The 13594-nt window shown below is 67.1% G+C and carries 16 protein-coding genes; 8 read left to right on the top strand and 8 right to left on the bottom strand.

Features of this window, described 5'->3' with window-relative positions; translation table 11 throughout:
* Positions 1 to 411 precede the first annotated feature (411 nt).
* The 4 genes from VEB62_RS02675 to VEB62_RS02660 all read right to left on the bottom strand — a co-directional run bounded on the left by VEB62_RS02675 (position 412) and on the right by VEB62_RS02660 (position 3143).
* The gene (locus VEB62_RS02675) at positions 412 to 2082 is read right to left on the bottom strand and encodes an MHYT domain-containing protein (protein ID WP_324795125.1); all 1671 of its coding nucleotides are present in this window, start codon (positions 2080 to 2082) and stop codon (positions 412 to 414) included.
* A 506-nt stretch (positions 2083 to 2588) separates the two neighbouring features.
* Complete coding sequence (locus tag VEB62_RS02670; protein WP_324795123.1) at positions 2589 to 2756, bottom strand: hypothetical protein; 168 nt, start codon at positions 2754 to 2756, stop codon at positions 2589 to 2591.
* Entirely contained in the window at positions 2756 to 2932 is a 177-nt protein-coding gene (locus VEB62_RS02665) for a DUF3606 domain-containing protein (RefSeq protein WP_324795121.1), read from the bottom strand. Before VEB62_RS02665 ends, VEB62_RS02670 begins: the two co-directional genes overlap by 1 nt.
* Positions 2933 to 2942: 10 nt before the next feature.
* Entirely contained in the window at positions 2943 to 3143 is a 201-nt protein-coding gene (locus VEB62_RS02660; protein ID WP_324795119.1) for a hypothetical protein, read from the bottom strand.
* 365 nt (positions 3144 to 3508) lie between these two features.
* Between VEB62_RS02660 and VEB62_RS02655 the strand changes: the two genes are divergently transcribed.
* The 4 genes from VEB62_RS02655 to VEB62_RS02640 all read left to right on the top strand — a co-directional run bounded on the left by VEB62_RS02655 (position 3509) and on the right by VEB62_RS02640 (position 6495).
* Positions 3509 to 4177 carry a DUF6766 family protein gene (locus VEB62_RS02655; protein WP_324795118.1) on the top strand — a complete coding sequence of 223 codons (669 nt, stop codon included), beginning with the start codon at positions 3509 to 3511 and terminating at the stop codon, positions 4175 to 4177.
* A gap of 252 nt (positions 4178 to 4429) precedes the next feature.
* Complete coding sequence (locus tag VEB62_RS02650) at positions 4430 to 4663, top strand: hypothetical protein (RefSeq protein WP_324795116.1); 234 nt, start codon at positions 4430 to 4432, stop codon at positions 4661 to 4663.
* A gap of 397 nt (positions 4664 to 5060) precedes the next feature.
* The gene (locus tag VEB62_RS02645) at positions 5061 to 5840 is read left to right on the top strand and encodes a COG4705 family protein (protein WP_324795114.1); all 780 of its coding nucleotides are present in this window, start codon (positions 5061 to 5063) and stop codon (positions 5838 to 5840) included.
* Positions 5841 to 5871: 31 nt separating this feature from the next.
* Complete coding sequence (locus VEB62_RS02640) at positions 5872 to 6495, top strand: methyltransferase family protein (RefSeq protein ID WP_324795112.1); 624 nt, start codon at positions 5872 to 5874, stop codon at positions 6493 to 6495.
* Between the two features lie 80 nt (positions 6496 to 6575).
* Here VEB62_RS02640 and mprF read toward each other — a convergent pair whose 3' ends face one another.
* The gene (mprF, locus tag VEB62_RS02635) at positions 6576 to 9146 is read right to left on the bottom strand and encodes a bifunctional lysylphosphatidylglycerol flippase/synthetase MprF (RefSeq protein WP_324795110.1); all 2571 of its coding nucleotides are present in this window, start codon (positions 9144 to 9146) and stop codon (positions 6576 to 6578) included.
* Between the two features lie 547 nt (positions 9147 to 9693).
* Between mprF and VEB62_RS02630 the strand changes: the two genes are divergently transcribed.
* Positions 9694 to 9906 (top strand): hypothetical protein, encoded by a 213-nt coding sequence (locus VEB62_RS02630; protein ID WP_324795108.1) that lies wholly within the window; start codon positions 9694 to 9696, stop codon positions 9904 to 9906.
* A 259-nt stretch (positions 9907 to 10165) separates the two neighbouring features.
* Here the strand turns inward: VEB62_RS02630 and VEB62_RS02625 are convergent, their stop codons facing one another.
* Together VEB62_RS02625 and VEB62_RS02620 are read right to left on the bottom strand one after the other, a co-directional pair.
* On the bottom strand, positions 10166 to 10327 hold the full coding sequence (locus tag VEB62_RS02625; protein ID WP_324795106.1) for a hypothetical protein: 162 nt from the start codon (positions 10325 to 10327) through the stop codon (positions 10166 to 10168).
* Between the two features lie 561 nt (positions 10328 to 10888).
* Positions 10889 to 11095, bottom strand: a complete 207-nt coding sequence (locus VEB62_RS02620) for a hypothetical protein (protein ID WP_324795105.1) — start codon at positions 11093 to 11095, stop codon at positions 10889 to 10891.
* Positions 11096 to 11492: 397 nt separating this feature from the next.
* On the opposite strand from VEB62_RS02620, the gene VEB62_RS02615 reads away from it, so the two are divergent.
* On the top strand, positions 11493 to 12005 hold the full coding sequence (locus VEB62_RS02615) for a hypothetical protein (protein WP_324795104.1): 513 nt from the start codon (positions 11493 to 11495) through the stop codon (positions 12003 to 12005).
* A gap of 9 nt (positions 12006 to 12014) precedes the next feature.
* Positions 12015 to 12356, top strand: coding sequence for a hypothetical protein (locus VEB62_RS02610; protein WP_324795103.1), 342 nt, complete (start codon positions 12015 to 12017; stop codon positions 12354 to 12356).
* Positions 12357 to 12439: 83 nt separating this feature from the next.
* On the opposite strand, the gene VEB62_RS02605 is transcribed toward VEB62_RS02610, so the two are convergent.
* Complete coding sequence (locus VEB62_RS02605) at positions 12440 to 12616, bottom strand: hypothetical protein (protein WP_324795102.1); 177 nt, start codon at positions 12614 to 12616, stop codon at positions 12440 to 12442.
* Positions 12617 to 12817: 201 nt separating this feature from the next.
* On the opposite strand from VEB62_RS02605, the gene VEB62_RS02600 reads away from it, so the two are divergent.
* The gene (locus VEB62_RS02600) at positions 12818 to 13531 is read left to right on the top strand and encodes a hypothetical protein (protein ID WP_324795100.1); all 714 of its coding nucleotides are present in this window, start codon (positions 12818 to 12820) and stop codon (positions 13529 to 13531) included.
* Positions 13532 to 13594: the final 63 nt, after the last annotated feature.

Raw genomic sequence — 13594 nt, 5'->3', positions numbered from 1 at the left:
CTCTGCTCACCGCGCTTGGCGCCCAGGCCGCCACCGAAGCGTCAGGGCGTGACGCAAACGGGAAGGGGAGCGCCGGGAACTGGCGGAAGCTCGCCCGTCGTTGTAGGGACGCTGCGGCGAAACCAACGGGACCTTCGAGTCGGCAGCCATGGCGTCCGCACCGCCCGCCCGGTCGATCTGGACAATAATCCGCTGGAGGTTTGTCAGGAGGATTCGGCGGTGCGCGTGAGGGTAGGGGACGCCGCCCTGGCCCTGACGGCCGACGCGGCCGAAACGACCGGCCTGCGTCTGATCAGGGCGGCCATGGCCGCGCGTGAGTGGACCGATTCCGCCAGGCGGCCAAAGCCGCGACGGTGATTGCCAGGCCGCTTGCGCGTCCAGCCCCCCGACGGAGTCCGCCGTCACGGGGCGTCAGTCGGGCGGTCCGCACGGATCTGACGGCGAATCCCTGAGGGGAAAGCTGAGTTCCGCCTCCACGCCGCCGGGCGCGTATCGCAGCTCGAGCACGCCCTCAAGCGCGCCCTGGACGCTGGTGCGGATCAGGCGGGATCCGAATCCGGCCCGCTCCGGCTCCCGCACGGGCGGACCACCGCGTTCGCGCCAAACCAGAGTCAGACGCCCGGCATCCGAGGTCCAGTCGACTTCCACACATCCGTCGTGGGTGCTGAGGGCTCCGTATTTCGCCGCATTGGTGGCGAGTTCATGAAACACCAGGGCTAAGGCCAAGGCCTGCTGGGCGGAAACCTGGACCGGCGGACCGTTCAGTCGAACCTGCTCGAGCGCATAGGGGCGGAACTCCTCCTCCAGCAGCCGCCGAAGGTCCGCGCCGTCCCAGCCCTGGGCCGTCAGCAGATCGTGGGTTTTCGACAGGGCGATCAGGCGAGCCTCAAACGACGAGACGAAGTCCGCGATCGTGGTCGTCCGCCGCGCCGTCATGGTGGCGATGGCGAGAACGCTCGCGAGGGTGTTCTTCACCCGGTGATTCAGTTCGTTGATCAGGAGTCGCTGCCGACGTTCGCTCTCGGCGACGGCGGCGAATGCGGCATGACGGTCGGTCGCGTCGAGGAGCACGCCGGCGATCTTCAGCGGCCGCCCGGCCCGATCCTTCACCAGTCGCCCGCGCAGACTCACCCAGCGCCCGTCGAGCAACTGGTATTCCACATTGTAGTCCCGTCCGGTGCTGAGCACCTCGGCCACCAGGGCGTCGCGCTCGCGGCGCGATTCAGGCGTGAGCAGGGAGCGCCAGATCGTCTCGTCCAGGGGAGCAGCCGGCGACAGTCCGAGGATCACCTTCCCGCGCTCGGAGGCGTCCAGTACGCCGGATCGGGGGTGAAACTCCCAATAGCCAACGTCGCCGGCATGTAGGACCTCGAGCAGCGTTTGTCGTTGCTCGTAGAGGGAAGCGGCCAGGGCTGTGAACAGGATCACGCCCGTGCCCGCCGCAACGGCCACGGCGAGCATCAACGGGGGGGCGCCCTGGACGTTGGTCGCAGCGGCTGTGGGAGTGAGCACCAGCGCCGCCATGGCGGTGTAATGCATGCCGACGATGGCGAGCCCGAGCACGATCGCTGCGGCGGCACGCCAGAAAACCGAGCCCTCCCGGCGCGCGCCCCACAGGGCGGCGGTCGCCGCCCCGATCGCCACGATCAGCGACAGCAGGACCAGTTCCGGCCGATACCCGAGGGAGGCGTCGGTCCGAAGCGCCGCCATTCCCACGTAGTGCATGGCGCAGATCGCCAGGCCCATGGCCGCTCCGGAGACGACCAACCGGCCAGGGCTTACCCCGCCGAGCCCGGCGGCGAAGAAGGCGCCGGCGGTTCCGCCGATGGCCAGCAGCAGCGAAGCCAGGGTGAGGACCGGGTCATAGCTGACTGGCGATCCCGGGTCGAACCCCAGCATGGCGATGAAGTGCATCGACCAGATGCTGCTGCCCATCGCGACCGATGCGACGACAAGCCAGACACGCCTGGCCCGGCCGATCTGCGTCCGCATCCGCCGGAACAGGTCCAGCGCCGTCCACGATCCGAAGATCGCGACGACCACGGACAAGGCGATGAAGATCCAGCTGTGGTGGTAGTGCACCTCTCGCCCCGATCCTCAGCAGCGCATGGTTATGTACGCCGCTCCCCCGGAAAAGGGGAATCGTGGACGGGAGCAGGGACGTGTCAGCTTCGGGCGCTCGAGTTTTCGTTTGCCCGGTCGGCGTCTGTGACCGGACCCTTCGACCCTTTCGAACCGCCGCCCCATTCCTTCGCCTTGCGGACGTGATCGCCCCCCTGTCGGGGCTCGACGCTCCTGTCGCTTCCGCTGGCTCGCTTCTGCCCTGTGTTGCGATCCTCAGTCATCGACCTGACTCTCCTGCCTCCGCCGGGCGCTCCATCCCACGACCTATGGGCCCGGCGTCCCATTCAATCCCCGGAGCGGCATTCGGATGCGTAGCGGGGCGCGAATGTCCGAACTGATTGATGGCGGCTTTCAGCGCGAACGCGAGCCGGGTCCGCCGTACTGCGGCGGTGGGCAGGTCGGTCGATACGCAAAAAGCGGCTGACGGAGCCGCCATTTGCGCCCGGACGGCCGCCGACGGCCCTTCAGTCGTGTCCGGTCATTCCCTTCGACGGATCGTCCGGAGGCGTGTCCGGGTCGGCCTGATCGTCAGCCTTGCGGCTGCGTAGCCAAGCCCAGAAGGCGACCGCGAACAGCAGGATGGGGCCGCCGACGATGACCAGTCCCCACGGGAAGGCGCTCCCGGATTCCATCACCTGCCCCGCGGTTCGGGCTCGGCCACGTCCGCCCTGTTGCCGACCATGGTCGCGGCGGCGCGCAGGCGGTCCCCGCTGACGCCGAATGTCTGAGATGAGTCGCGGTCTTCGTAATCCTCGCCGAGGATGACGTGGGCGCGGTCCTGGCCGCCGGTCTTGAATTTTTCAGACATGGAAGGCTCCCTAAAAGCGCAACGAAGAGGCCAGGGGACGTTGCATCACCCGGCGGACCTCGGTTCCTTCGGACATGATCGCGATGCCGAAGCCCGGCTCGCTGAACAACAGGCGCAATCTGGCCAGATCCTCCGCATCATCGGTCGTCCCGGCCTGAATCGTTTCGGTCGCGTCAGCGGGTCCCAGGTACTGGAGTTGGAATCGAGGCATGCACGATCAACGGCGGCATGGGGCTCGCCGTTCCAATGTCGGGAAGGCGCATTCGGCGCGGGAGTGATCTGGTCGCTTGCCGGTCTCGAAGGAACCGGCGGCGGGGCAGGGGACGGAGTAGCGGTTCGGGAAGGGGTGTCGGGCGTACGTCCATTCGCCGCCCGGGACCCCGCCGTGTCGCCGCAATGCGGCTTGAGGCGGGGGCATCCGGCAGCGGTTGAAGAACAGGCTCGGCGTCGCGGCCGCATCCGACGCCGGCGCTCGTCGCGCTCACGGCGAGCGGATACATGGCCGGAACTTGCCCATGCCTGATCCGGAACAGCCGGGAACCACGACCGTTCAGCTGCGGAAGCGGAGGCTTAGACATGAAAAACTGGTTGAAGGACAACGGTCTGACGCTGGCGCTGATGGCTCTGTTCGCGGTCAGCCTGATTGGGCAGGCGGCCGCCGGGTTCGCGCACGAAAACGACGAGCTGCGCGAACACGGCGCGCAGACCGTCGGCTTGGCGGCCTATCTGGGGAGCGGCGCCTTCCTCTCCGCCCTGTTTGAGAACTGGGAGAGCGAGTTCCTGCAGATGTGGGCGTTCGTCATGCTCACCGCCTATCTGTATCAGCGCGGATCGCCGGAATCGAAGGACCCCGACAAGGCCGCGCCTCAGGACCGGGATCCGCGGCTGGACAAGGCCAAATCCAGCGCCCCTTTGCCGGTTCGTCTCGGGGCTTTCACGCGTGGGCTCTATTCGCACTCGCTCGGTCTCGTCTTATTCGCGCTGTTCGTCGTCTCCTTCATTCTGCACCTGGTCAACAGCGCGCGGCTGGCGGCCGACGAGGCCGAAATGCACGGTGAGGGTGACGGCCTGAATCTGCTAGCCCACCTCGGGGAGACGCAGTTCTGGTTCGAGAGCTTCCAGAACTGGCAAAGCGAGTTTCTCTCAACGGCCGTCCTGATCGTGCTCGCCATCTACCTGAGGGAAAGAGGGTCCCCTGAATCCAAGCCGGTGTCCGCGCCACACGGCAAGACCGGAACGGATTAACGTTCGGGTTCAAACGGCCGGGCTCCCGGCGTCGTCAGGTCCCGTGAAGCGCCGCGGTCAGCTCCGCGCGGGCTGCCCTGTGCGGGCGCGCGATTGCATCGACTTGCCCGGGCCACATGGGGAGCCCCTTTCTTGCCGCCGAATTATCGGCCTCCCGATGCGGGGCATAAAAATGGCGGCCCCGCGAGAGCCGCCATTTTTGCTTGTCAGGGGTAAGGCCTAGTCAGGTGCTTTGTCAGCTTGCTGGCCGCCTTGGCCGCCCTGTTGACCTTGGCCGCCTTGCTGGCCGCCCTGCTCCTGTTGGCGTTGTCCGCCCTGGCCGCCTTGCTGGTCTTGACCGCCCTTCTGGCCGCCTTGTTCCTGCTGGGCCTGATCGGGCCGCTGTCCGCCCTGGCCGCCCTGGCCGCCCTGTTGGCCTTGGCCGTCCTGGCGACCGCCTTGTTGGTTTTGATTCTGATTGTTGGTCATTGTGGCCTCCTTTTCTGATGAGAAGGAAAGCCCTTGAGACGTCCAGGGTTCCCGGCGGAGGAGTTGGACGAAGACGATCTTGATTGCGCTGCTGGGGATCTTGGGCCCTACTCGAAGAGTGGGTTGAACGTCCGCATTCGCACCGACGCAATGGGCCGCTTCCGGCGCAAAAACTGCGATCCTCATGATGACCTGCCTGGGGCCGTCACGCCCTGCCGCTAGCCGCGCAGGGTTCGGCATCGGTCCGGAACCAGTCGAGGAGCGCGGGTGACTTCGCCTCCGGCGTCGACGTCCCGGGTTCATTGATGCTGGATCAATATCCCCCGGAGGCCGCGCCTGTCTCATTTCCGACCCAACATCCCGATCTCAATGCAGGCCTTGTTTGGCCCGCGCTTCCACAGGAAGGATCAAACCCATGACCGAGCCGGGCGCCTCCGCGATCCCCGAAGCGGCCAGCAAGGTCGCCACGGTGACATTCGCCTTCTGGGTCATGAAGATCTGCGCCACTACGGTCGGAGAGACCGGCGGCGACCTTTTGTCGATGACGCTGAAGATCGGTTACGCGGCCAGTTCGCTGGTGTTGATCTTCTTCTTCCTCGTCGTGCTGGCGCTGCAGCTTCGTGCGAAGGCCTTCCACCCCTTCCTGTACTGGGCGGTCATCCTCGCCACGAGCACGGCGGGAACCACCATTTCCGACTTCATGGACCGGAGCCTGGGCCTGGGTTACGCCGCCGGGGCCGCGATCATCGCCGCCATCCTCGTTGCCGTGCTCGCGGCCTGGCGCCTGACAACGGGCTCGATCGCTGTGGACCACATCCGCGCCCCCAAGGTCGAAACCTTTTACTGGGTCGCCATCCTCGTCTCCAACACGCTCGGGACGGCCCTGGGCGACTTCCTCGCCGACAGCTCCGGGCTGGGGTACGGATACAGCAATCTGCTCATCTCGGGGGGCATCGGCCTGACGGTCCTGGCGTATTTTTTCACGCCGCTCTCCCGAACGCTGCTGTTCTGGATCGCCTTCGTCCTCACCCGTCCGTTCGGCGCGACGATGGGCGATCTTTTGACCAAGTCGCCGGACAAGGGCGGCCTGGGGTTCGGGACGGTCGGTTCCACAGCGGTGCTTCTGGCTGTTCTGGTACTGTTGATCGTCGCCACCGCCTGGTCAGCTGGACGCCGACGCAGCCACGCCGCCTGACCCGACCTTCCTCAACGTCCCCGGAGTTTCCATGTCGACAGCTCACCCCCTTGACCTCCGTCGCGTCCAGTTGATCCGCAAGGCCGTGCTGCTCGTCGCCCTGCTGGCCATCGTCGCCGGCGCGGCCGTCAGCCGCTCCCTCGGCGGCGAGACGGGGATGCATGAGACCCTTGAGACGCTGGGCGTCGCCGCCATCGTGTTTTGCATCGTGGGGCGCGGTTGGTGCTCGCTGTACATCGGCGGCCGCAAGAAGGCTGAGATCGTCGATCGCGGCCCCTATTCGATCACCCGCAACCCCCTTTATGTGTTCAGCTTCATCGGCGCTTTCGGCATGGGCGCCCAGACGGGCAGCCTCACGATCGCGGGTCTGTTCGTTCTGATCGCGGTCCTGGTGTTCGCCGCAACGGTGAAGCGGGAGGAGGCCTGGCTGGCCGGGACCTTCGGCCCGACCTATGCGGCCTATGTCGCGCGCACGCCCCGGTTCTGGCCCGATTTCAGCAAGTGGCGCGACGCCGAGGTCATCGAGGTTCGCCCCCGGTTTTTCCTGACGACGCTGCGGGACGGCCTCGTGATGCTGTTGGCCTTTCCGCTGTTCGAGAGTCTCGAGTTCCTGCAGCGGGTCGGCTGGCTGCGGGTTCTGGTTTCGCTTCCCTGACCATCCGTCCTGCGATGAGCAGACTGGCGCCGCCGGCGCATGTGGGGCGGCGGCCCCGGCCAAAGGGATGGGCCGCTTGTTCAACGAAGCAGGCCCATCACGCCCCCGCTCGACAGCAGGGCGGCGTCCGCCAGGGCGGGTCCCAGCAGCCATGTCGCGGGCGCGGCGATGTAGACCGGCTCCCAGCGCGGACCGAACTTGTCCTTGAACGCGCGCAGGCCCTCGAAGCCATAGAGACCGCCCGCCTGTCGATACACGAGGGCCGCGATGCGCGTCGCCATCGGGGCGAGGCGATGTTCCTCGAGACCGGCGAGGGGGGCCATGCCGAGGTCGAACATGGCGTATCCTTGCTCGCGCCCCCAGAGCATGAGGTGGATGAACAAGGCGTCCATCGTGTTCTTCGGCGCCTCGCCCCCGTAGCGCATCAGGTCGACGGACAGGACACGCCGATCCGGCGTGATCCAGAGGTTGGCGAACGCGACGACGCGGTTGTCCAGCCGCAAGACCGCGGTGGGGAAACGACGGAGGTAATCGGGATCGAAGCGGCCGAGACTGAAACCCTTCTCTCCCCCCTGGTGAAGCGCGAGCCAGGCGTCGGAAACCGCCTTCAGGTCGTCGGCGACGCTGTCGAACGCCGACGGCGGCACGACGTCGAAAGCCAGGCCCGCCCTGTCCGCCCGGTTGAAGGCGTGTCGAAGACCCGCGCGGGCGCTCCCCTCCAGCGCGAAGCTGGGCAGATCCACCAGCGCCGTCTCGCCGATCTTGGAGGCCACGAGCCCGCAATCCACAAACTCCGGCACGCTCTCCCGGCTGACGGCGTAGAAGATCGGCCGCGCGCCGTTCCGGTCGCACAGCTCACGGAACGCCCAGATCATCTCATGACGTTCGCCTAGCGGCCCGACGGGCTCGCCCATCGCAATCCAGGTCCCGCCCTGGGCGCCATACTGGACGAAGCTGCGGCCGCTTGCGCTGAACAGAAGGCGCTTGTCGCCGAGAAAGGCCAGGTTTGCGTCCGGAGTCGCACGCTCCGCTCCGGCCAGCGCCGCCGCCGCCCTTTCCAGGTCATCTCGCGTGGCCGGCCCGGGAGGGGAGGGAGCAGGGCGGGTGAGCCGCCAACAGGCGAGCACCAGGGCGAGACCTGCGGCGGCGACCGAGGCCCGCAGAAATCGCGGGGCGCCCTGGTCGGTCACGAAGGTCCACCACAGCTCATCCCGGTAGGCGACGTGCTGATAGGCGAACAATCCCAGCCACCCGGCGGCGATCAAGGCCACCGCGATCGCGGCCATCGCCCGAGGGGTCAGGATGGTCGCTCCTTCCCCCCGGTAGAAGGCGTCGCGCGCGGAATAAAGGAGACCCGCCAGCGCGAGCAGGAACACCGCCTCCTCATAATCCAGACCCTTCAGCAAGGCGCCGCCGGCGGCCGTCATCAGGAGGGCCAGTCCAGCCCGATAGGCGCGGCGTCGCCGGGCCTTGATGCCGAACGCCACAAACAGCAGGCATACCGCCGCGAGGCTCGCCACCAGGTGCGACAGATCCACCAGCCCGGGCGGCGCCAGGCGGGCGAGGAGCTTCAGGCGGGAGGCTTCTTCCGGCGTCGCCACTGACACCAGCATGAGCACGCCGGCCGCGAACGTCAGAACGGCGAAAGCCGCCGGGGCGACGGCCATCCAGGTCTGGCGAAGTTCGGTCAGTCGGCGTCCGCCGCGGGCGAGGCCCCCGCGGGTTGCGCTCGCCGCTATGGCGCCTGCGACGAGGAGCAACGGCGTGACGACATAGACAAGGCGATAGGCGAGCAGCGCGGCGGCGGTCTCGGCTGCGCCGACGCGGGGCCCCAGCACCGCGAGCACGACCGCGTCGAATGGTCCGATGCCGCCCGGCAAGCCGCTGACCGCCCCCACGAGGCCGGCAAGCCCGAAGACAGGCAGGAATTGGAGGAGGGGCCCCCGCGTCTCCGCCGGCAACAGGACGTAGAGGATGCAGGCCGCCGCCGTCCATTCGGCCGAGCTCGCGAGCACCATGCCCAGCCGGACGCGCCGGGCCGGCAACAGTCCGCGAAGGAAGCCGATCCTCGGCGCGAGCAGAAAACTGGCCAGCCCCTTGAGGCCGAAGATCGCGAGCGCCAGACCCAGAACGCCCGGCAGGTGGGCTGTCGCGGCTATCTGGCTGAGGCTTCCGGCGGCGCCGAGCCCCACGAGCGCGAGACCGCCGATCAGGCCTGTGCCGGCGACGACGGCGCTCAGGATCACCGTTTCGGCGCCGGCCAGTCCGAGGCCTTGATAGGCGCGGAAGCGCGCCGCGCTAGCGCCCGCCAGACCCGCCGCCCCGACATTGGCGAGCACGAAAGCGATCCCCGAGGTGAGGCGCGTGACGCGCCAGGGCGCCGGCTTGCCCAGCGCGGCGAGTCCCAGGCTGTCATAGGTCGACGATGCGACGAGGCTGGCGGCGAGAGCGAGCAAGGCCACGACCAGCCCGTCAGGCGGCACAGAGCCCAGGGCGCCTTCGATCTGCGGCCAGGCGACGCCCCTCAGGTCCCGCCCGATGGCGTAGGCCGCGATACTGAAAATAAGGATCGCCACAGCCGCTTCGGCCCAGGCGATCCACGCGCGGCGTGGTCGCTGGATGGCGTTGTCGTCAGGTTGCGATGCAGGCATGTGTCGCCCCAGGCTCTGAACCAACCGGCCTGTTCCCTCAGGTGGCTCGTAAAGGCCTCTGCGACAAGACTCGCCGCCGCATCGCCTGCGCCGGGCGTCGCATCTCGCCGGGGGGGCGCTCCATCGTAGCCCGCGCAGGGAATTCCCACGTTCCCGGCAGCTGAAAATAGCTGCCCGCCTGGCCCCTCGCAGCGCCGGCTATGGGTGGATGTCTTTGGAGCTCCGGCAGAAGGAGGTCCGCTCCTCAGCCCTCGGCGAACGTCGAGCGTCCTCAATGGTGGGCCAACGTCACCGACCCGGATACGACCCATGTTCAACGCGAGGCCTGGCGCGCAGCCGGCTTTGACGCCTTCCTGATCGCAGGCAAGGACCGGGTCCGGTTCCGCAGGGCGCGGTAGCCCGCGTGGCTCGGCGTCCGGCCCGCTCAAAAGAGATCTGTCGGGAGTCACTCAGCACCGCGTGTATCCGACGCCACGCTCCTGATCGAAAATAACGTCAGCCGGGAAGTGTCCGGAACCGAACACGCCGAGCCGGGTTTGGGCCCCCGATGAGCACTGTGCCCCTGTTCGATTCCGACAAGATATCTCCTGAGGACGCGGACCGCGCCAACGATGTCCTCGGGTCGCAGATGGGGCGCGTGAAGGCGGTCGTGGAGCACTATCGGTCAGTTCTCCAGCCCATGGCACCCGTTGAGCTTCCGGAGCGGGGGGACGTCTCCACGGTCGTCGCCGGCGCGACGGGAGATGGCGACCCGACCTGAGCTTCGGGCGGAAGGATCGAGTCGCCGTGCCGGCGTAATCCCCGACGTTGACAGTGGTGGGTCAGCGCGGCGGACGTCCACCATTTTTTTCCGCGACCTTCTCGCGGAGCCGAATGAACGCCTGCCGCTCGGCCTCGCCAGGCGGCGCGCCGGGAGCAGCGGCTGCGTCCGCCAGGCGGGTAACGGCGGACCGTCCGCTGGACAGCCAGCGCCGGCAAGGAGTGGGAAGGCAACCGATGACGCCGCCCATGGGAAGCGGCTACCCGGCTTCGAGCTTTTCCTGAACCTGCGCCACCACCGCGAGCCATCGCCAGTCCGCCGCTACCTCCCTGAATCCGTCCCGCAGCAGCCCCTTGGGGGACTGCAGGGCTTTGCCATCCAGCTCTTTCGCCTTGGCGATGCACTCATCGGACGTTCGCATGGGTCGCTCCGGCCTGTCATGATAAGCCGGCTGGCGGGCGATGGTTGCCTGCCAACGACGTCGGACGCGGTGTCCGATGGCGAATCCGGCGGGTGCGGCCGAGAGCAACCGAAACGCCCGCTGCGGGTCGAAAGCCGGTCTAGGGCAGGACGGTGAATCTGGGGCCGTCCTCAGCCGCGCCCGGAGGGGTTCGGTTTTCGCTCTGCCGGTTCGGGATTACCGTGTTCTCATCAGGCAGAAGTTCACCTCCGACGTAGAATCCGTAGTCGGCCAATTCCTTTGCGATGCGGGCCAACTCTTCAATCCGGCGGTCACCTTCTTCCACCCTGGGTTCCGGTCCTGCTCTCATGACAGGCCTCCTGTCCGGCGGGGACCGAAGGCCCGGTAGGCGCCGGGCGCAACTCAAAAGCCTGGCATCGGGCCGAGGTCGAACTGCGGAGCTGCCGTCGCTCAGGCCCATGCAAAGGAGGGCGAGCGCTGCGACGCGGCTGGCCATGGGACGCCGACGCTGCCCACACATCAGCTATGGAATGCAGCACCCGGGTTGAGTTGACGCCTGATTCAGTTCGCTGGCGCGGGCTGGGGTGACAGAGCCTTGGGCCGGTCATCGCCCCCGCGGACGAGATGACGATAATCCGCGATGGCGAGCCACTGCAGCGGCGGCAGCGTCTCGCCGAGCAGGAGGAGACCCAGGATCGCGCCCACGGCCGGCTCGGCGCTCAGCAATGTCCCGAACGTCTTTGTGGGCAGGCGCGGCAGCGCGATCATTCGAGGGAATAGGGAATCGCGCTTGAGACGATGGCGACGAACAGCCCCATCATCAGAATCTCGGGCTTCAGGAGGGCGACGCCGGCATGAGCAATGCCGATCTACTTCCAAGAACCGGACCCACCCTATGTCGGCAAGGGGTGGTTAGCGGACGTTGGCACCGACACCTTGTTAGGCTGCGCCCAAGCTCGCTCCTGAGGGAAACATGCTCTTGTTCTCCGGCGCGAATACAGCCTAGAATGGCAACGCTGGGCTGTCGGTAAGGGGAAGTGCATCTTAGGGGGAGTGTCGAGGCGACGTGGTCCTTGCGTGATCACGCCCTTTCGCAGGCCGCCTTCGCTGCTCGCCGTAGTCGTGCCGCTCGGCTCATCGACCTCAGATCCAGACAGGTCTGCGCATGCTCAAGCTAACCCTTCACAACAATCTCGAATCGTCGTGGCGGCGCGTCAGAAAGCTCGGAACGGAGCTCGTGGGCTACGATCGCTTTGTCACTCAACCGGGCGACCACCTGGAGGCCCACGACGATGCTGTGATGATCGTCGACAACTCGGGCTTCATGTCCGAGGTGGGGACGCATACGGCAGACCACTTCGGCGGCATTTGGTTCAACTCACACCTCGGCATTCTGTTGGGAGTGACGATCCACCAGAACCTACAGCTCTTTGGCATGGGTTATGCGCCGAACTGGTTCTGGTGCTTGAAGTCTGACGACAAGGGCGACGACGCGCCCTATCCACCCAGTGAGCCTTGGCGGGAGGAGTCAGATCCGACGGTGGTGAGGGTCATCGATTTCCCCACGGATCGCTTTGGCCCCCATATCGACGCGCTTCGACTGACGGTGACGCCCCAGTCTACGCACACCTCTCTCGACTTGAACGCGATCATTGGTTTCCGCAAACGGGGCGGGTAGGGGCTTATCATGTTGAGGATCTTCGAAACGGAGACTGGCGCCGTCATCGCGAGGAACATCCAAACAGGAGTCGAGCATGAGTTCCTCCTCGGTTGGGAAGGCGTCCGCGCCTTTGCGAACGCAATGAAAGCGGGTCGTGCACAAACTGTGGAAAGCATCCCCGCGATCTTCCTCGCGTCGGAGGAGGAAGCCGAGTTCGTCCTGACTGACCTGCTCACTACCGACACGGTGATGGTCGGCTCCCAGATGCAGCAGGCCTACACGGCGCTAGACGAAACCTTGCTCGACATAATCGGGGAGGTCGGAGCCGCCATCGAACAGTTCCTCCTCGACCTCGGGCTTGTCGTTTGAGGTCGACGGGGCTCCCGGGAGCAAACCCCGCTAACGACTGCTAAGGGTCGAAAGCGGACCACAGGGCAGGGGCGGGCCGCCCCTCAGCCGCGCCCGGAAGGGCCGGGTTTCGGCTCCCGGCTTGGGACGAGCTTGTTCTCGTCAGGCAAGAGCTCGCCCCTGACGTAGAATCCGTAGTCGACCAGCTCCTTGGCGATGCGGGCCAACTCCGCAGTCCGGCGGTCGCCGTCTTCCGCCTCGCGTTCCGGTTCCGATCTCATGACAGGCCTCCTGTCCCGCCGAGGACAGAAGCCCCCGGAGGCGCGGGGCCGCAACTAAAAAGCCTGTCATCGGGCCGAGGTCGAGCTGCGGACCGCCGTCACCAAGCGGGTGCAGGGAGGGCGAGCGCGGCCACACGGTTGGCCGTGGCGGAACGCTCGGGCCTTCCAGTCATTCTGCTGAGACCTGGAGGAGGACCTTGCATGACCGACACGACCGTTGCGCACACGGCGGTGCATCCGCCCCATGTCCTCGTGTCCTGGCCGGCTGTGATCGCCGGGGCGGTTGTCGCCGCTGCGGTCGGCGCGATGCTCAACCTGCTGGGGGTGGCGCTCGGCGCCGCGTCCTTCAACCCGTATGATCTCGACAGCAATGACGCGGCCGGGTTCACGGCCGCGGCGGGAATGTGGATGGCCCTGGCCAATGCGCTTGCGCTGTTCGTTGGCGGCGCGGTGGCAAGTCGCGCCGCCAAATATCCCGACCACCACAGGGGCGCGCTGCACGGCCTCGGCGTCTGGGCGAGCGCGTTTCTGCTCGCGTTGGTCATCGCGACGGCCAGCGCGGCCGGGGGCGCTGCGGCGATCGCTGGCGGTGAAGCCGCCGATCCGGCGCCCGATGTGGTTGTCGACGGGGCGACTGGCGCCCGCAGCCGCCTCGTGGAAGGGGAGTTGGCCCCGCCTCCTGTCGTCGTTCGCGAAGCGGCCGACAATGCGGCCGACGCCACGGCCACGCTCGCCTTGTGGGGTTTCCTGACCATGCTGATCGGCGCCGCCGCCGCCGTCATCGGAGGCATGTACGGGGCCCGTAATCACCGCTGGATGTCCAGGGCGGGGCTGTCCCGCCATGCGGACGAGGCGGCTGGCGTGGACGCGGCGCCGGAAACACCGCATCGCGTGTATCCGACGCCCCGAACCTGAACAGGACGACCGCCGCTCAGCGGCGCTGGAACGTCTCTCCCCCATGACCGAGCGGCCGCTGGC

The sequence above is a fragment of the Brevundimonas sp. genome (assembly GCF_035626975.1).
Lineage (GTDB): Bacteria > Pseudomonadota > Alphaproteobacteria > Caulobacterales > Caulobacteraceae > Brevundimonas.
Note: the sequence above shows the minus strand (reverse complement) of the source record. Positions and strands in the feature narration are given on the sequence as shown.

Coding starts and splice junctions, on each gene's coding strand:
- VEB62_RS02615 (WP_324795104.1), top strand. CDS start 11,493: ATGCTCAAGCTAACCCTTCACAACAATCTCGAATCGTCGTGGCGGCGC.
- VEB62_RS02625 (WP_324795106.1), bottom strand. CDS start 10,327: ATGCGAACGTCCGATGAGTGCATCGCCAAGGCGAAAGAGCTGGATGGC.
- VEB62_RS02645 (WP_324795114.1), top strand. CDS start 5,061: ATGACCGAGCCGGGCGCCTCCGCGATCCCCGAAGCGGCCAGCAAGGTC.
- VEB62_RS02605 (WP_324795102.1), bottom strand. CDS start 12,616: ATGAGATCGGAACCGGAACGCGAGGCGGAAGACGGCGACCGCCGGACT.
- VEB62_RS02600 (WP_324795100.1), top strand. CDS start 12,818: ATGACCGACACGACCGTTGCGCACACGGCGGTGCATCCGCCCCATGTC.
- VEB62_RS02665 (WP_324795121.1), bottom strand. CDS start 2,932: ATGTCTGAAAAATTCAAGACCGGCGGCCAGGACCGCGCCCACGTCATC.
- mprF (WP_324795110.1), bottom strand. CDS start 9,146: ATGCCTGCATCGCAACCTGACGACAACGCCATCCAGCGACCACGCCGC.
- VEB62_RS02670 (WP_324795123.1), bottom strand. CDS start 2,756: ATGGAATCCGGGAGCGCCTTCCCGTGGGGACTGGTCATCGTCGGCGGC.
- VEB62_RS02660 (WP_324795119.1), bottom strand. CDS start 3,143: ATGCCTCGATTCCAACTCCAGTACCTGGGACCCGCTGACGCGACCGAA.
- VEB62_RS02630 (WP_324795108.1), top strand. CDS start 9,694: ATGAGCACTGTGCCCCTGTTCGATTCCGACAAGATATCTCCTGAGGAC.
- VEB62_RS02655 (WP_324795118.1), top strand. CDS start 3,509: ATGAAAAACTGGTTGAAGGACAACGGTCTGACGCTGGCGCTGATGGCT.
- VEB62_RS02620 (WP_324795105.1), bottom strand. CDS start 11,095: ATGATCGCGCTGCCGCGCCTGCCCACAAAGACGTTCGGGACATTGCTG.
- VEB62_RS02640 (WP_324795112.1), top strand. CDS start 5,872: ATGTCGACAGCTCACCCCCTTGACCTCCGTCGCGTCCAGTTGATCCGC.
- VEB62_RS02610 (WP_324795103.1), top strand. CDS start 12,015: ATGTTGAGGATCTTCGAAACGGAGACTGGCGCCGTCATCGCGAGGAAC.